The sequence below is a fragment of the Rhodoferax ferrireducens genome (assembly GCF_003347515.1).
GTDB lineage: Bacteria > Pseudomonadota > Gammaproteobacteria > Burkholderiales > Burkholderiaceae_C > Rhodoferax.
The window spans coordinates 226,072-243,273 of the sequence record NZ_QEII01000297.1; the positions used below are offsets into that span (position 1 = coordinate 226,072).

Here is a 17,202-nt window from a genome sequence, read left to right on the forward strand (position 1 = left end):
TCCCTTAGCTCGGCTTCACCTGAGTCCCGGACTCAGGGCGCCAAACCGTACCAATTGACACGCTTTTGAGCTTGTTTTGACGACCGTACCACAAGTTGACCAGGCCTCTTGAGAAGAAGACGCCGGAGAACATGCTGGTCAGAATGCCGAGAACGTGTACCACGGCAAAGCCACGTACCGGGCCGGATCCAAAGGTCAGCAAGGCCAAGCCCGCAATCAGGGTGGTAACGTTGGAGTCCAGAATCGTGGCCCAAGCCCGGTCATAGCCGGCGTGAATAGCGGCTTGCGCCGAGGCGCCATTGCGCAGCTCCTCGCGCACCCGCTCATTGATCAGCACGTTGGCGTCAATCGCCATACCCAACACCAGCGCCATGGCCGCCATGCCCGGCAGCGTCAGCGTGGCCTGCAACATGGACAGAACGGCCACCAGCAGCAGCAGATTGACGGCCAGCGCAATGCTCGAGAACACACCAAACAGCATGTAGTACATGCACATGAAAACCGCCACGGCGGCAAAGCCGTAGGTCACGCTGTTGAAGCCCTTGGCAATGTTTTCAGCCCCCAGGCTTGGGCCAATGGTGGTTTCCTCGATGATCTCCATGGGTGCCGCCAGCGAACCGGCGCGCAACAGCAGGGAAGTGTCATGGGCTTCGACCGTCGTCATGCGACCGGAAATCTGCACCCGACCGCCGCTGATCTCGGAGCGGATCACCGGTGCCGTCACCACTTCGCCCTTGCCTTTTTCAAACAGCACGATGGCCATGCGTTTGCCAATGCTTTCACGCGTCACGTCCCTGAAAATGCGGGCGCCCTTGGCATCCAGCGTCAGGTTGACCACGGCTTCCTGGGTCTGGCTGTCAAATCCGGGTTGGGCATCGGTCAGGTTTTCGCCGGTCAGAATGACCTGCTTCTTGACGATCACCGGCTGACCACTGGTCTCCAGGAAACGCTCGGAGCCAAACGGCACGGAACCCGTGCCACTCTCGGCGGCGCGCGCTTCGCTGCTTTCATCGACCATGCGCACTTCCAGCGTGGCGGTGCGGCCCAGAATATCCTTCGCCTTGGCGGTGTCCTGCACCCCAGGCAGCTGCACCACGATGCGGTCCAGGCCCTGCTGCTGAATGACGGGTTCCGCCACGCCCAGTTCATTGATGCGGTTGTGCAGGGTGGTGATGTTCTGCTTGAGCGACTGGTCCTGCACGCGGCGTGCGGCCTCGGGCTTGATGGAGGCGGTCAGCTTGTAATCCGTGCCGTCCGGCGCATCGACGGTTTGCAGGTCGGCGAACTGGTCCTGGATGATGGCTTTGGCCTCGTTCAGCGTGGCGGCATCACGAAAGCGCACTTCGATGGTCTGGGCATTGCGGTTGATGCCGCTGTGACGCACGTTCTTCTCGCGCAAGCTGGTGCGAATGTCGCCCGCCAGGGACTCGGCCTTCTTGGTCAGTGCGGCCTGCATGTCCACTTGCAGCATGAAGTGCACGCCGCCGCGCAAATCCAGACCCAAATACATGGGAAAGGCATGCAAAGCGGTGAGCCAGGCCGGTGAACGCGACAGCAAATTGAGCGCCACCACGTAACCCGGATTGGCCGGATCAGGGATCAGCGCTTTTTGAATCGCATCCTTGGCCTTGAGCTGCACTTCGGTGCTGTCGAAGCGCGCTTTCACCGATGCGCCGTCCAGTGTCACCAGATCGGCGGCCAGGCCCGCTGTTTTCAGGGCCTCTTCGACGCGAGTCTGTGTGCTGCGGTCCACCTTGATGGCCACTTTGGCCGATGACACCTGCACGGCCGGTGCTTCACCAAAAAAATTAGGCAGGGTGTACAAAATCCCCACCACCAGCGCGATCACGATGATCGCGTACTTCCATATTGGGTAACGATTCATGATCGGGCTCTGTCAGTGAACGCTTGAATTACTTGATGCTGCCCTTGGGCAAAACCTGCACAACGGCACTGCGTTGAATCTGAATTTCCACGCCCGTGGCCACTTCCAGCGTGACATAGCTGTCGCCCAGCTTGGTCACTTTGCCCAACATGCCACCCGCGGTGGCAATTTCATCGCCCTTGGCCAGCGCGTCGATCATGGCCCGATGCTCTTTCTGCTTTTTCATTTGCGGACGGATCATCACAAAATAAAGCACCACAAACATCAGCACCAGGGGCAGCATGCTCATGAGCGTCGACTGCATATCGCTGCCAGCAGCGGCAGCAGGGGCGGTTTGGGCAAAGGCAGAAGAAATAAACACGGACAACTCCAGAAATAAGATTGAGCAGAGGAAACAACGGGCACTGTCTTTTGCACAAGACAGTGCAAAAGACAGGCAACCCGTCATTGTATGCGGGGCCGAAAGGCCCCATTCCTGCGCCTCAAGCCAATTTTTGGGCAGCCTGCGGACGACGGAATTGAGCCAGTTGGATCTCCCAATTCTGGCGTGCCGCCTGAAGGTTGCGCGCCTTCACATGGCCGAAACCCCTGATTTGCTCAGGGATTCGGGCAATCGCCAGCGCCAGCGCATATTGCCCAGCATCTCGGCTGCGGTCGAGCCCGGCAAGCACCTCGTCGATGCTGGCGCGGTACTCGGTGATAAGGGCCCGCTCCTGCCGCCGTTCCTCGCTCTTGCCGAAGACATCCAGCGCGGTCCCGCGCAAGCCCTTGAGCCGGGCCAGCACTTTGAAGGCCGTCAGCATGACCGGGCCAAATTGTTGCTTCTGCAACTCGCCCTTTTCGTTCTTCTTGGCCAGCAGGGGTGGTGCCAGGTGGTAATTGAGCTTGAAGTCCCCCTCAAACATGCCATTGATCTTGGCGTGAAAGGCCGTGTCGGTGTGCAGGCGCGCCACCTCGTACTCGTCCTTGTAAGCCATGAGCTTGAACAAATAGCGCGCCACGGCCTCGGTGAGCGCCAGGCTCTTCTCGCCAGCGGACTCGTCCACGCTTCTGACCTTCTGCACGAAGGCCTGGTACTCCTGCGCGTAAGCCGCATTCTGATAGGCGGTCAGAAACTCCACCCGTTTCGCGATCATCTCGTTCAGCGGCGTGCGCTTGGTGAACGCCACCACCTGGCCCGGATTGAGCACTTTGTCAAACGCAGCCCGATCATGGGCCGCCCGGCGGCCCCATTCGAAGGCGGCCTTGTTGTTATCCACAGCCACGGCGTTGAGCTCGATGGCACGCATCAGCGAGGCTTTTTCCAGCGGAATCCAGCCCTGTTGCCAGGCGTAGCCCAGCATCATCGGGTTGGTGTAAATGCTGTCGCCCAACAGTTGCGTGGCCGCAGCGTCGGCATTGAAGGCACCGACGGCCTCCAGTCCCACCGCCTTGACCACGTCGCTGACGCAGGCGTCGGACGGGTTTTCCCAGTTGGCGTTGGTGACAAAGGCTGCTGTCGGTGCGCCGTGGGAATTGAGCGCCACATGGGTGCGCCCGGCGCGCATGCGCAGCATGGTTTCCTTGCCGGCTGCCACGATCGGGTCGCACGCAATGATGAGATCGGCCGCCGCCATGCTGACACGGGTGGTGCGAATCGCGTCCTGATTGGCGCCGATCAGCACATGGCTCCAGGTGGCGCCGCCTTTTTGTGCCAAGCCACCGGCATCCTGCGTCACGATGCCCTTGCCTTCCAGATGCGCCGCCACGCCCAGCAACTGGCCAATGGTGATGACACCGGTGCCACCAACTCCGGCGACCACAATGCCCCAGACGTTCCCGTCCACCCGGTTGATGCCAGGCAACACCGGCTCCGGCAAAGCGCCCAACTCAAACGGCGACAAGCCCTTGCCTTTGGCTTTCTTCTTGAGCTGACCGCCCTCCACCGTGACGAAGCTCGGGCAAAAACCCTTGACACAAGAATAGTCCTTGTTGCAGGTGCTCTGGTTGATCTGGCGCTTGCGGCCGAATTCCGTCTCCAGCGGTTCCACGCTCAGGCAATTCGACTGCACGCCGCAGTCGCCACAGCCTTCACACACCAACTCGTTAATGACTACACGTTTGGCCGGGTCCACCAGGCTGCCCCGCTTGCGGCGCCGGCGCTTTTCGGTGGCACAGGTCTGGTCGTAAATAATGACCGTGGTGCCCAAGATGGAGCGGAACTCGCGCTGAATGCGGTCAAGCTCGTCGCGATGCTCAATGGCAATGCCTTCGGGCAGACCGGTGATGTGTTTGTACTTTTCCGGCTCATCCGTGACGATGATTATTTTGATAGCCCCCTCGGCCCGCATGCTCTGGGCAATCTGCACCACCGAGTGCCCTTCCGGTCGCTCGCCCACTTGCTGGCCGCCGGTCATGGCGACCGCGTCGTTGTAGAGAATTTTGTAGGTAATGTTGACACCCGCTGCAATGCTTTGGCGCACCGCCAGCAGCCCGCTGTGGAAGTAAGTGCCGTCGCCCAGGTTGGCGAACATATGCTGGTCGTGGCTGAAAGGCTGCTGGCCGACCCAAGGCACGCCCTCGCCGCCCATTTGCGTGAAGCCCACGGTGGCGCGGTCCATCCAGATCGTCATGAAATGGCAGCCAATGCCGGCCATGGCGCGCGAACCCTCAGGCACTTTGGTGCTGGTGTTGTGCGGGCAACCCGAGCAGAACCAGGGTTGCCGGTCCGCGCCCTTTGTTCCGCCCAGCTCAAGGATGTGCATGGCACTTTCCTTGGCCTCAAGAATCGCCAGCTGGGCGTCGATGCGGGCGCCGATATCTGAACTCACGCCCAGTTTCTTCAAGCGCTGCGCAATCGCACGGGCAATGATGGCGGGCGACAGGTCGGCGTTGGCGCGCAGCAGCGTGTTGGCCGTCGGATTCGGATTCGACCACTCACCGCCACTGAACTCGCCCTCGCCCTCGTTGAACTTGCCCAGCACATTGGGTCGCACATCGGCGCGCCAGTTGTAGAGCTCTTCCTTGAGCTGGTATTCAATGACCTGGCGCTTTTCCTCGATCACCAGGATTTCCTGCAGCCCGGTGGCAAATTCGCGCGTCAGTTGCGCCTCCAGCGGCCACACCACGCCGACCTTGTGCAGGCGCAGCCCCACCTGCCGGCAGGTGTCATCGTCCAGCCCGAGGTCGATCAAGGCCTGGCGCGTGTCGCTATAAGCCTTGCCGCTGGCGATCAGCCCCAGGCGGTCGTTCTGCCCTTCAATCACGTTGTAGTTCAGGCGGTTGGCGCGGATATAGGCCAGCGCGGCGTACCACTTGTAATGGAACAGGCGGGCCTCCTGCTCCAGCGCGTGATCGGGCCAGCGGATGTGCAGGCCGCCGGGCGGCATTTCGAAATCGGTCGGAATTTTGATCTGCACCCGGTCCGGATCGATCATGGCAGTGGCGCTGGACTCGACGATTTCCTGAATCGTCTTCATGCCGGCCCAGACGCCAGAGAAACGGCTCATGGCAAAGGCATGAATGCCCAGATCCAGAATCTCCTGCACCGTGGCCGGGAAGAACACCGGCAAGCCGCAGGCCTTGAAAATATGGTCGCTCTGGTGCGCCGCCGTCGAGCTTTTGGAAATGTGGTCATCGCCGGCCACCGCAATCACGCCGCCCCAGGGCGTGGTGCCCGCCATGTTGGCGTGCTTGAACACATCGCTGCAGCGGTCCACGCCCGGGCCCTTGCCGTACCAGATACCGAACACACCATCAAACTTGTTCGAACCGGGCGGGGCAAAGCCCAGCTGCTGCGTGCCCCACAAGGCGGTGGCGGCCAGCTCTTCGTTGACGCCCGGCTGAAAGACAATGTTCTGCGCCTTCAGGTATTTCTCGGCCTTCACCAGCGCCTGGTCGTAGCCGCCCAGTGGCGATCCACGGTAGCCGCTGATAAAGCCCGCCGTGTTTTTGCCAATTTGCTGGTCGCGCAGGCGCTGCAGCATGGGCAGCTTGACCAGCGCTTGCACGCCACTCATGAAAGCGCGCCCGTAGTTGAGCGAATACTTGTCATCCAGCGTCACGGTCTCAAGGGATTTGCGGATGTGTTCAGGCAGCGGTGCGTTCATTGTTTGTAGGTCTCCAGGATGCTGGCGGGGCGAAGGTTCATCGCCTTGTGGGCGACGGAATCAAGTACTGCTCGCGGATAAGAAGCAGCCTCGGCTGGAGGGAAAGTGTATGCGCGCAGCCCAGATATGTCTTTGCGTTCTTTGCCCGGTTTAGGCAAGGTTTAGAAAGAATATTGCCAAAAAATCAAACAAACAGAAACGATCAGCATATTGACCTGCCCGCACTGACGACCCGACCCACCCACCGGTAACCCATACGCCGCTAAGGCGGGGTTGGGGTGCAGGCCGGGCGCGATTTTAAAAACCGAAGGTTCATGAGCGCCCGGCCTGCACCCCAAGCCCGCCGGTCCAGCACCAGCCCTGGCCAGAAAAATACAACAAAACAAGCCTCTAGCCCTCACATCCCTTTCGCATAAAGCTATAAATAACATAGCAATAAACATGAGCAAGTGCCCGCCCATCTCGACCTCAAGCAATACAAAATTCACACCACTAGGTATAAATCCTAAGTCATATGTGAAATTAAATACCAATCAGCTTGATCAGAGTACCAATGCCGCAAGAGGAGATCAGTATCGTTCGGGGTGTCAATGCAAACGCATCAACGCATTGAACAGCGCATTCAACTTCCCACAACAAGGAGACATCCCGATGAAACCAACAACCCGTCTCAGCGCAGCCGCTGCGCTGGTCATGGCGCTCTGCGGTGCCAGCCATGCGGAGACCGAACTCGTGATTGCCACCGTGAACAACGGTCACATGATCGAGATGCAAAAACACAGCAAAGTGTTTGAAGCGGCCAATCCCGACATCAAACTCAAATGGGTCACCCTGGAAGAAGGCGTGCTGCGCCAGCGCGTCACCACCGACATCGCCACCAAAGGCGGCCAGTTTGACGTGATGACCATCGGCATGTACGAAACCCCGATCTGGGGCAAAAAAGGCTGGCTAACCGAGCTCAAGCCCACCGCCGCCTACGACGTGGACGACCTGCTGCCCGCCATGCGCAATGGCTTGTCGGTGGACGGCAAACTGTTTGCCGTACCGTTTTATGGTGAAAGCTCGATGCTGATGTACCGCAAGGACCTGGCCGACAAAGCCGGCGTCAAAGTGAGTGACCACCCCACCTGGGCGCAAGTCAAAGACCTTGCCGCCAAGATCCATGATCCGAAAAACGGTGTGTACGGCATCTGTCTGCGCGGCAAACCCGGCTGGGGCGACAACATGGCCTTCCTGAGCACGCTGGTGAACACCAACGGCGGCCAATGGTTCGACATGCAATGGAAGCCGCAGCTCGAATCCAAGCCCTGGAAAGATTCGATCAACTTCTATGTCGATCTGCTGAAAAACTACGGCCCACCCGGCTCCTCGGCCAACAGTTTCAACGAAATCCTGGCGCTCTACAACGAAGGCAAGTGCGGCATGTGGATTGACGCCACCATTGCGGCCTCGTTCATCACCGACCCCAAGCAGTCCAAGGTCGCCGACAAAGTGGCCTTCGCACAGGCGCCGACCGCCGTGACACCGAAAGGCGCCAACTGGCTGTGGGCCTGGTCACTGGCCATTCCGGCCGGCTCGCAAAAAGTGGAAGCCGCGACCAAGTTCGTGACCTGGGCCACCAGCAAGGAATACATCAACATGATCGGCAAGGAAGTGGGCTGGGGCAACATCCCGACCGGCACGCGCAAGAGCACTTACGCCAATGCCGAGTTCCTGAAGGTTGCCAAGTTTGCTGCCGCCGAAAAAACAGCCATTGACAGCGCCAACCCCGCTGACAGCACCCTGCCGAAGAGCCCGTATGTCGGCGTGCAGTACGCCGCCATTCCTGAGTTCCAGGCGATTGGCACCACGGTGGGTCAGCAGATGAGTGCGGCCCTCGCGGGCAAATCGACGGTGGATGCCGCCCTGAAGGCCTCCCAGGTCGCCGCGGAACGTGAAATGAAAAAGGCCGGCTACTACAAGTAGGCCCTCCGGTTAGGACAGACGAACCCACCGTCTGCTCACGACTGAGTACTGACCGGCGCGCGGGGATTCCTCGCGCGCCCTTTTCCCCAGAGGCTATGCCATGAACCGATTCCTTCCCCGCGTCTTGCTGGCGCCCGCAGTGCTCACGCTCTTCCTGTGGATGATCGTGCCGCTGGTGATGACCATCTATTTTTCGCTCATCCGCTACAACCTGCTGCAGCCGGACCAGACCGGCTTCATCGGGCTGGAGAACTTCGAATACTTCATCACCGACCCGTCCTTCAGCACGGCGGTGATGAACACCTTGTTGCTGCTGGGCAGCGTGATCCTGGTCACCGTCATCGGCGGCATTGGGTTGGCGCTGCTGATCGACGAACCGTTCCCGGGTCGGGGTCTGGTGCGCATTCTGCTGATCTCGCCCTTCTTCGTCATGCCCACGGTCAACGCGCTGCTGTGGAAGCACATGATGATGAACCCGATTTACGGCGTGCTGGCCCAAGTCTGGATCTTCTTTGGCGCCACCCCGGTGGACTGGCTGACCGACTGGCCGCTGTGGAGCGTGATCCTGATCGTGTCCTGGCAGTGGCTGCCGTTTGCGACGCTGATCTTCATCACCTCGCTGCAAAGCATGGACCGCGAACAGCTGGAAGCCTCGCGCATGGACGGCGCCAACTACCTGCAGCAACTGCGCTACCTCTACCTGCCGCACCTGGGCCGTTCAGTCGCCGTGGTGGTGATGATCGAGATGATTTTCCTGCTCAGCGTGTTCGCCGAAATCTACACCACCACCAGCGGTGGACCGGGCGACGCCAGCACCAACGTGGCCTTCCTGATCTTCAAGCAGGCGCTGTTGAACTTCGATGCCGGTGTGGCCTCGGCCGGAGCCTTGTTCGCCGTGGTGCTGGCCAATATCGCCGCCGTGTTCCTGATCCGCATGGTCGGCAAAAACCTCGACAAGTGAGAACACCATGACGCACTCCACCAAAATTCTGGCGCTGTACTGCCTGCGCACGCTGACCGCCTGGGGCGTGACCCTGCTGCTGTTTTTTCCGCTCGGCTGGCTGGTACTCACCTCCTTCAAGACCGAGCTGCAGGCGATCTCGGTGCCGCCCAAGCTGTTCTTCCTGCCGACGCTGGAAAACTTCTACATCGTCGAGGCGCGCAGCGACTACCTGCTGTATGCCAAGAACTCGCTGATCACCAGCGTGGCCTCCACCGTGCTGGGTCTGGCGCTGGCCTTCCCGGCCGCGTATTCCATGGCCTTCTTCAAGGGCAAATACACCAAAGACATTCTGATGTGGATGCTCTCGACCAAGATGATGCCGGCGGTCGGCGCGCTGGTGCCGATCTATGTGCTGGCGCAGACCTCGGGCTTGCTGGACACCCGTACCGCCTTGGTCATCGTCTTCACCTTGAGCAACCTGCCCATCATGGTGTGGATGCTGTACTCGTACCTGAAAGACATTCCCAGCGAAATTCTCGAGGCCTCGCGCATGGACGGCGCCACCCTGTGGCAGGAGTTCCGCCACGTGCTGCTGCCCCTGACCCTGGGCGGCCTGGCCTCCACCGGCTTGTTGTGCCTGGTGCTGAGCTGGAACGAAGCTTTCTGGTCGCTGAATCTGAGCGCCGCCAAGGCCGGCACGCTGGCCACGCTGATTGCCTCGTACTCCAGCCCCGAGGGCCTGTTCTGGGCCAAGCTGTCGGCCGCCTCCTTCATGGCGATTGCGCCCATCGTGGTGTTCGGCTGGTTCAGCCAGAAACAACTGGTGCAAGGCCTGACCTTCGGCGCCGTCAAGTGACCCACACCCTAACAACCTCTATTGGAGACTCTTCCATGGCTTACCTCAAACTTGAGCGCGTCGAGAAACTGTTCGGCGCCAACCGCGTCATCAAAGGCATTGACCTTGAAATCAAACAGGGTGAATTCGTGGTCTTTGTCGGCCCGTCCGGCTGCGGCAAATCCACGCTCTTGCGCCTGATTGCCGGGCTGGAAAATATTGACAGCGGCTCACTGCAGCTGGATGGCCGCGACATCACCCACCTGCCTTCGAGCAAACGCGACCTGGCCATGGTGTTCCAGAGCTACGCGCTGTACCCGCACATGAGCGTGTTCGAAAACATGAGTTTCGCCCTCAAGCTGGCCAAGGCCGATCCGGCCGTGATCCAGGAAAAAGTCGGCCGCGCCGCCAAGATACTGAACCTGACCGACTACCTGGAGCGCACCCCCAAGGAGCTCTCCGGCGGCCAGCGCCAGCGCGTGGCGATTGGCCGCGCCATCGTGCGCGCGCCCAAGGTGTTTTTGTTTGACGAGCCGCTCTCCAACCTGGACGCGGCCCTGCGCGGCCAGACCCGCATCGAGATCGCCAAGCTGCACCGCGACCTCGGCGCCACCACCATTTATGTGACCCATGACCAGGTCGAGGCCATGACCCTGGCCGACCGCGTCGTGGTGCTGCGCGACGGCCAGATCGAGCAGGTCGGCACGCCGCTGGAGCTGTATGACCGCCCAGCGAACCAGTTTGTCGCCCAGTTCATCGGCACGCCGCGGATGAACGTGGTGGCTGCCGCCGACGTGGCGGCGCTCGAAACCGTCTACGGCCTCGCCGTCCCCCCGGGCGGCTTCGTGGGCTTGCGGCCCGAATACGTCACGCTGCGTCCGGCGGGCCAGGGTCTGCTCCAAGGCACCGTGGACCTGGTCGAAGCGCTGGGCGCTGAAACGCTGATTTACATCAGCACCGCGCAGGGGGCGCAGCTGGTGTCGCGCCTGAATGAACGCACCCCGCTGCGTGCGGGTGACCACGTCGGCGTGCAAATCGATGCCGATACCGCCCATCTGTTCGACGCCCAGGGTCGCATCACGCGCACCGGTCAGGCACGCGATGCGGTGGCCCATTGAACCCTTTTTCTTCTTGAACCGCTCGCGTCAACCATGCAGAACACCGCATCCCCTCCCTCCCCTCGCCTGACCCTGCTGCACCTGGGCCTGGGCTCGTTTCACCGCGCCCACCTGGCGCTGTATCTGCACCAGCTGCAAGAAACGGGCGACCGGCGCTGGACGCTGGCCGCTGGCAACCTCCGCCCCGACATGGCCGACACCCTCGAGGCGCTGATCGCCCAGCACGGCGCCTACACGCTGGAGACCGTCACGCCGCAGGGCGAGCATGCTTACACCCGCATCACGTCCATCCAGACCGTCGTGCCCTACGACCCGGACTTGAGTGGCCTGATCCGCATCGGCGCCGACGCCAGCACGCGCATCATCTCCTTCACCGTCACCGAAGCCGGCTATTACCTCGACGCCGGGCATCAGCTCGACCTGAGCTTTGCCGACCTGCAGGCAGATCTGGACGCGGCACGCCTGGGGCAGGCCGGCAGCACCCAGCCCCCACGGGGGGCGGACGTCGCAGGCGACCGGGGGCACACCATTTATGGCGCACTCACCGCCATGCTGCGCGCGCGCATGCAAGCCGGCGCCGGCCCGGTCACGCTGCTGAACTGCGACAACCTGCGCCACAGCGGCGAGCGTTCGCGCGACGGCCTGCTGCAGTTCATCGCCTTGCTTGGCGACACGGCGCTGCTGGCCTGGGTACAGCAGAACACCCGCAACCCCAACGCCATGGTGGACCGCATCACGCCACGTCCGACGCCCGCTGTGCTGGCGCGCGTGCAGGCCGCCACCGGGGTGTATGACCCGGCGGCGCTGATGGCCGAGAGCTTTATCCAGTGGGTGATTGAAGATGACTTCATCGCCGGCCGCCCGGCCTGGGAAACGGTAGGCGTCGAAATGGTGAGCTCGGTGCAAGCCCATGAGGAAGCCAAGATTCGCCTGCTCAATGCCACCCACAGCGGCATCGCCTGGGCCGGTACGCTGGCGGGCTACCAGTTCATCCACGAAGGTACCCACGACCCCGTGATTCGCCGGTTCGCCTACGACTATGTCACGGACGATGTGATGCCGGTGCTGGACACGCCCGAGCACCCCAGCCCGCTGGACCTGGCGAAGTACCGCGACGTGGTGCTGGACCGCTTTGGCAACCCGGCCATTGCCGACACCAACCAGCGCGTGGCGATGGACGGCTTCTCCAAGATTCCGGGCTTCATCACGCCGACTATCCGCGAGCGGCTGGCGCGCGGCGAATCGATTGCCAGCGTGGCCATGCTGCCGGCTTTGTTTCTGGCCTACCTGCAGCGCTGGCACGCCGGACTTATTCCCTATGCCTACCAGGACCAGGCCATGGACCCGGCTGTCGCGCATGCGATGTGCGAGGCCGCCGACCCGGTGGCCGCTTTCTGCGCCGACGGGCTGCTGTGGGGCACGCTGGCCAACGACGAGCGGCTGGTGAGCGCCTTGCGCACCGCCACCGCCCGTGTCACCCAATTTATCAAGGACCGTCAAGCATGAATTCAATTGTTGTCAACCTGCGTCTGCAAGACAAACACGCCCTGCTGACCGGCGCCGCCGGCGGCATCGGCCTGGCCGTGGCCACGGCCTACCTGCAACACGGCGCGCGCTGCACCGTGGCCGACATCGGCGCACAGCCCACGCCCGAGCTCGGCGCCCTGATCAGCGCCCACCCGGACACCCTGCATTACGTGCGCACCGACGTCACCGAGCTGGCGCAAATCGACGCGCTGATCGCGGCCGCTCAACAACGCTTCGGCCCCATCACCACGCTGTTCAACAACGCGGCCATCTTCGACATGGCGCCGCTGCTGGACAGCGGCGAGGCCATGTTTGACAAGATGTTCGCCGTCAACGTCAAGGGCGCCTTCTTCGTCATGCAGAAGGTGCTGACACAGATGGTGGCCCACAAGGTGCAAGGCGGCGCGGTGGTCAACATGGCCTCGCAGGCCGGTCGGCGGGGCGAGGCGCTGGTATCGCACTATTGCGCAACCAAGGCGGCCGTCATCAGCTACACGCAAAGTGCGGCCCTTGCCATGGCGCCGCACAAAATTCGCGTCAACGGCATCGCACCCGGCGTGATCGCCACGCCGATGTGGCAGCATGTGGATGCCCTGTTTGCCAAATACGAAAACCTGCCGCTTGGCGAAAAGAAAAAGCGCGTCGGCGAAGCCGTGCCGCTGGGCTACATGGGCGAGCCCGGCGACATTTGCGGCGCGGCCGTATTCCTGGCCAGCGACGAGGCTTCCTACATCACGGCGCAAACCCTCAACGTCGATGGTGGTAGCGTCATGTCCTGAGACTCAGCGTCCCCTCACACACCATGCCCAGGAAACCGCGTCAAATCAAGCCCGAGCTGGAGCACGACTACAGCCGCTCGACCGAGCTGGGTTACGAGCCGCCGGACGAGGCCGGCTTCATCCGCTGCCTGGCGCATGGCTACCCGACGCCCCTGGCGCGCTGGCACCACCACGAAGAGTACGAGCTGCACCTGATCACCGCCACCTCGGGCAAGGTGTTTGTGGGCGACTGGATCGGCCAGTTCCAGCCCGGCCACCTGGTGCTGACCGGGCCGCGACTGCCGCACAACTGGGTCACTATGGACCTGCCCGAAGGCGGCGTGCCGGAACGCGATCTGGTGATCCAGTTCCCACACGCCCCGATCGAGGCCGGCGGTCAGCACATCCCGGAACTGCGCGAACTGCTGCCGCTGCTGGAGCGCGCCAAACACGGTATTGAATTTTTCGGCATGCACGAGCAGGCGCTGGCGCACTGGCGACGCATCAAGACACGCCACGGGCTGGCGCGCTTCGCCGCCTTCTGCGAATTTCTGAGCGAGCTGGCGCAGTGCACCGACTACCGCCTGCTGTCCAATGCCCAGCTGCAAAGCGTGGACAACGACGCCCAGCAGGACCAGATCAACGCCATTCTCAGCCGCCTCACCGACAAGCTGGACGAGCCGCTGTCGGCCGCCGATCTGGCGCAGGAACTCGGCATGAGCGAGAGCCGCTTCTCGCGCTTTTTCCGGCGCGCCACCGGCAACACCTTCACCGACTTCGTCAACCATGTGCGGGTCAACCGGGCCTGCCAGTTGCTGATGGAAACGGACCTGCTGATCATGAACATCGGCGTCGAGGTCGGCTTCAACAACATCGCCAATTTCAACCGGCGCTTTCTCGACATCAAAGGCATGACGCCAAGCGAATACCGCCGCCAGGTGGCCAAGCGCTTCGGCCTGAAAACCTGAACTTCGTGTGAACCAGGGCGCTGCAGCATTTGTTCTGACGCGACGCCCAGACAGGCTTGAACGCCCGAAAAAAAGCCCACGCCCTTTGCAGGGGGCGGGCAACCGGCAGGGCCGGAATCAACTTCTCTTTATGAACTGGAGTGGCAAACCATCAGGTGCCGATCTTGCCGCCATCGTTTTTCGTGATCACGATGGTGGCCGAGCGCGGGCGTTTGCCGGCGCCATAACCCGCATTGCTGGGCCACTGGCTGGTGTATTTGGCTGGGTCGGCAATGTCTGCCATCTTGGTGCCCTCACCGGGATGCTGGATGTTGATGAACATCGCCTTGCCATCCGGCGTTTCGCACAAACCGGTGATTTCACAATCCTTGGCCCCGACCAGGAAGCGTTTGAGCGTGTTCGCCGTGGGCGCCTTGCCCACGTAGGTGTCAACGTTGAGCGCACTGCCGTCCGCCTTGGTGTAGCTCAGGGCTTTCTTGCTGCCATCGCCCACTTGTCCGGGCAGGGCGGCCAGCATCATGCAGTTGGTCACGTCGGTGTAGGCGCCGTCGTCGGTCTGGATCCACATGATGCCGGTGGACGGGCTGAACACCAGGCCGTCAGGGCTGGAAAAGTCCTGGTCAGCGGTCAGGCTGGACAGGTTGACGGTGCCCGATGCGGCGCCCGACTCGGCGCCGAACACATACACATCCCAGCTGAAGCCGATGGCCGCGTTGCCGGCTGTGCCTTCCTTGAGGCGCAGGATGTGGCCGTTCGGGTTGCCATTCTGCGCGCTGGTGCCATTCTTCAGGTCGGTGTAGACGCGTGGGTTGGCGCTGTCAGGCGGCATCGTGGCTGACGCGACGGCGCGGTTGCTGTTGTTGGTCAGCGTGAAATAGATTTCACCGTTGGCCACATTGGTCGAGCACCACTCGGGGCGGTCCATCTTGGTGGCGCCCACGGCGTCGGCTGCCAATCGGGCATTGACCAGCACGTCGGCCTGGTCGGCAAAGCCGTAGGTGGCATAGGCGGCGATCAGCGGGTTTGAGATCGACAGTTCGACCCAGTCACCCTGGCCGTCGCTGTTGAACTTGGCCACGTACAGCTTACCGCTGTCCAGGTATTTGTCACCGGTGGTGACGCGGTCGGCGGGCGTTGCGTCAGCGGCGGCCCAGTTGGCGGCAGACAGGAACTTGTAGATGTACTCGCCGCGCGAGTCGTCACCCATGTAGACGGCCAGCGGCTGGCCGACCACGGGCGTGCCGAAAGTGGCGCTTTCGTGGGCAAAGCGGCCCAGAGCGGTGCGCTTGCGGGCGGTCTTGTTCTTGTCGTAGGCATCCAGCTCGACGATGTAGCCAAAGGTGTTGAGCTCGTTGCGATAGTCGGCGCTGGCCGCGCCCGCGCCCTGGCTGATTTCCCAGCGGGCATATTGCTCATCGGTGCCCGCCGATTCCCAGCCGTGACGGCTGGCAGCGGCCGCGTTGCGGCCATAACGCTTGAGGGACACCACACTCTTGTCGTTGCGGGCCGTGTCGTCAGCGGCCTTGCGGGTGAAGTAGCCAGCCCAGTTTTCTTCGCCCGTCAGGAAGCTGCCCCACGGCGTCTTGCCGGTGCCGCAGTTGTTCAGTGTGCCGCGAGCCTTCGTGCCGTCAGTCGAGTACTTCGTGACCATCAGGGCATTGCCGCGTGCCGGTCCGTTGAGCTGGATGTTGGTGCTGAGCGCGGTGAGGCGGAAGTTTAAGGCCGACGCTGGCAAGGTAGCCCACTTGCCGCTAGTGTTTTTCACTTCGACGACCGAGATGCCGTGAATCGCGACTTCCTTGTCCACTTCAGCCGCCGGACGGGGCAGCGTTGACGTGCCGCCATTGGCATGCAGGAAAAAGGAACTGAGCTTTTCGTCGGTGGTGGCTTCGTGATTCATGGCCAGCAAGCCGCGCTCGATGGCCGAGCTGGACGGCTTGCCACTGGCGTCCAGGCCGAACCATTCCATTCCGTCATGGTGATCGCCGGCACGGTTTTCAAAGTCGGTGTCGGTGCCATCGTTCTTGTAGGCTGCGGTGGTGGCTGTCAGCGGGTCACCCAGTGCATACAACACACTGGCGGTGTAGCCGGGCGGGACGATCACGGTGTCGGCCAGGCTTTTGGCCACGGCGCTGAAGCCCAGCAGGGCGGCTGGCACCGGCGCAGCAACGTCGTCGCTGCCACCACCGCACGCGGCGAGGCCCAGACCACCCAGCATGGTCGTGCCCACGGTGCCGACGCCGCCGCGCAACAGACCACGGCGGTTCAGGCGGGCCTGCAGCACCGAGTCGAAACTCGGATTGGCGCTGGTGTTGGAGTTTTCATCGTTGAAGTCGATTCGGTCATTCATCGCAGTGCCCTCAGAATAGATGGAGTGTTTAGGTAAGCCCCAGACCATAGACAACGGGTGTGACGCCACCGTGAAAAATAGGTGGCGTTCGTGTGACAGCGTGTGTGGATTCGCGCAGGCCGGCACCATTGATGCCTGGACCGTCGCGTAATCCGAAAGAATCTTGCTTAAAATTTGTCCCATGGAAACACTCGACAAGTTTGACCTGGCCATCCTGAACGAACTGCAGACCGATGGACGCCTGAGCAATGCCGAATTGGCAACCCGCGTGGGCCTGAGCGCCGCACCCTGCTGGCGGCGCGTGCGGGCGCTGGAAGAGTCGGGCTTCATCAAGGGTTACCGCGCGGAGATTGACCGCCACAAAATCGGCCTGGGCGTGCTGGCCTTTGTGCGCCTGGACGCCGACCGCAACGCCGGCGACGTGCTGCGCGGTCTGGAAGAAGCCATCCGCGCCATCCCCGAGGTGGTGAGCTGCCACTACATCAGCGGCACCGGCACCTTCGAGCTGCAAGTGGTCAGCCGCGATCTCAACTCGTTCAGCCAGTTCGCCCGCGACGTGCTGATCAACCTGCCCAACGTGAAAGACCTGCACACCAGCTTCTCACTGGGCGAAGTCAAGGCCAGCAGCGCGCTGCCGCTGGGCCATCTCGGCGCAGGTGGCGCCGTTGCAACCCCGAACCTATCGCCAGGCCCGGCGGCTCGCCAGACCAAGGCAAAGTGAGGCGGGGGCGGGGCGGAGGACGGGCGCGATTTCGGGACCGAAGG

The 17,202-nt window shown here is 62.1% G+C and carries 12 protein-coding genes; 8 read left to right on the forward strand and 4 right to left on the reverse strand.

What is annotated here, in order from left to right; genetic code table 11:
- Window positions 1-4: 4 nt before the first annotated feature.
- From secD to C5P05_RS20315, 3 genes are all read right to left on the reverse strand, one after another.
- On the reverse strand, window positions 5-1,885 hold the full coding sequence (gene secD / locus C5P05_RS20305) for a protein translocase subunit SecD (RefSeq protein ID WP_114971649.1): 1,881 nt from the start codon (window positions 1,883-1,885) through the stop codon (window positions 5-7).
- A 28-nt stretch (window positions 1,886-1,913) separates the two neighbouring features.
- On the reverse strand, window positions 1,914-2,246 hold the full coding sequence (yajC, locus tag C5P05_RS20310; protein WP_114971650.1) for a preprotein translocase subunit YajC: 333 nt from the start codon (window positions 2,244-2,246) through the stop codon (window positions 1,914-1,916).
- Between the two features lie 121 nt (window positions 2,247-2,367).
- The gene (locus tag C5P05_RS20315) at window positions 2,368-5,973 is read right to left on the reverse strand and encodes an indolepyruvate ferredoxin oxidoreductase family protein (protein WP_114971651.1); all 3,606 of its coding nucleotides are present in this window, start codon (window positions 5,971-5,973) and stop codon (window positions 2,368-2,370) included.
- 651 nt (window positions 5,974-6,624) lie between these two features.
- On the opposite strand from C5P05_RS20315, the gene C5P05_RS20320 reads away from it, so the two are divergent.
- The 7 genes from C5P05_RS20320 (at window position 6,625) to C5P05_RS20350 (ending at window position 14,087) form a co-directional block, all read left to right on the forward strand.
- Entirely contained in the window at window positions 6,625-7,938 is a 1,314-nt protein-coding gene (locus tag C5P05_RS20320) for an ABC transporter substrate-binding protein (RefSeq protein ID WP_114971652.1), read from the forward strand.
- Window positions 7,939-8,038: 100 nt separating this feature from the next.
- Window positions 8,039-8,899, forward strand: coding sequence for a carbohydrate ABC transporter permease (locus C5P05_RS20325; RefSeq protein ID WP_114971653.1), 861 nt, complete (start codon window positions 8,039-8,041; stop codon window positions 8,897-8,899).
- A gap of 7 nt (window positions 8,900-8,906) precedes the next feature.
- Window positions 8,907-9,737, forward strand: coding sequence for a carbohydrate ABC transporter permease (locus C5P05_RS20330; RefSeq protein ID WP_114971654.1), 831 nt, complete (start codon window positions 8,907-8,909; stop codon window positions 9,735-9,737).
- A 35-nt stretch (window positions 9,738-9,772) separates the two neighbouring features.
- Complete coding sequence (locus C5P05_RS20335; RefSeq protein ID WP_114971655.1) at window positions 9,773-10,834, forward strand: ABC transporter ATP-binding protein; 1,062 nt, start codon at window positions 9,773-9,775, stop codon at window positions 10,832-10,834.
- Window positions 10,835-10,867: 33 nt separating this feature from the next.
- The gene (dalD, locus tag C5P05_RS20340; RefSeq protein WP_198674799.1) at window positions 10,868-12,340 is read left to right on the forward strand and encodes a D-arabinitol 4-dehydrogenase; all 1,473 of its coding nucleotides are present in this window, start codon (window positions 10,868-10,870) and stop codon (window positions 12,338-12,340) included.
- Window positions 12,341-12,357: 17 nt separating this feature from the next.
- Entirely contained in the window at window positions 12,358-13,140 is a 783-nt protein-coding gene (locus tag C5P05_RS20345) for an L-iditol 2-dehydrogenase (RefSeq protein WP_198674804.1), read from the forward strand.
- Between the two features lie 23 nt (window positions 13,141-13,163).
- The gene (locus C5P05_RS20350) at window positions 13,164-14,087 is read left to right on the forward strand and encodes a helix-turn-helix domain-containing protein (protein ID WP_114971657.1); all 924 of its coding nucleotides are present in this window, start codon (window positions 13,164-13,166) and stop codon (window positions 14,085-14,087) included.
- A gap of 151 nt (window positions 14,088-14,238) precedes the next feature.
- Here the strand turns inward: C5P05_RS20350 and C5P05_RS20355 are convergent, their stop codons facing one another.
- The gene (locus tag C5P05_RS20355) at window positions 14,239-16,437 is read right to left on the reverse strand and encodes a PhoX family protein (protein ID WP_114971658.1); all 2,199 of its coding nucleotides are present in this window, start codon (window positions 16,435-16,437) and stop codon (window positions 14,239-14,241) included.
- Between the two features lie 181 nt (window positions 16,438-16,618).
- Between C5P05_RS20355 and C5P05_RS20360 the strand changes: the two genes are divergently transcribed.
- Window positions 16,619-17,158, forward strand: coding sequence for an Lrp/AsnC family transcriptional regulator (locus C5P05_RS20360; protein ID WP_114971659.1), 540 nt, complete (start codon window positions 16,619-16,621; stop codon window positions 17,156-17,158).
- The last annotated feature ends 44 nt before the right edge of the window (window positions 17,159-17,202 follow it).

What these genes read in the sequence shown, in the direction of transcription:
- secD (WP_114971649.1), bottom strand. Translation starts at nt 1,885, where the DNA reads ATGAATCGTTACCCAATATGGAAGTACGCGATCATCGTGATCGCGCTG.
- C5P05_RS20315 (WP_114971651.1), bottom strand. Translation starts at nt 5,973, where the DNA reads ATGAACGCACCGCTGCCTGAACACATCCGCAAATCCCTTGAGACCGTG.
- C5P05_RS20320 (WP_114971652.1), top strand. Translation starts at nt 6,625, where the DNA reads ATGAAACCAACAACCCGTCTCAGCGCAGCCGCTGCGCTGGTCATGGCG.
- C5P05_RS20325 (WP_114971653.1), top strand. Translation starts at nt 8,039, where the DNA reads ATGAACCGATTCCTTCCCCGCGTCTTGCTGGCGCCCGCAGTGCTCACG.
- C5P05_RS20330 (WP_114971654.1), top strand. Translation starts at nt 8,907, where the DNA reads ATGACGCACTCCACCAAAATTCTGGCGCTGTACTGCCTGCGCACGCTG.
- C5P05_RS20335 (WP_114971655.1), top strand. Translation starts at nt 9,773, where the DNA reads ATGGCTTACCTCAAACTTGAGCGCGTCGAGAAACTGTTCGGCGCCAAC.
- dalD (WP_198674799.1), top strand. Translation starts at nt 10,868, where the DNA reads ATGCAGAACACCGCATCCCCTCCCTCCCCTCGCCTGACCCTGCTGCAC.
- C5P05_RS20350 (WP_114971657.1), top strand. Translation starts at nt 13,164, where the DNA reads ATGCCCAGGAAACCGCGTCAAATCAAGCCCGAGCTGGAGCACGACTAC.
- C5P05_RS20355 (WP_114971658.1), bottom strand. Translation starts at nt 16,437, where the DNA reads ATGAATGACCGAATCGACTTCAACGATGAAAACTCCAACACCAGCGCC.
- C5P05_RS20360 (WP_114971659.1), top strand. Translation starts at nt 16,619, where the DNA reads ATGGAAACACTCGACAAGTTTGACCTGGCCATCCTGAACGAACTGCAG.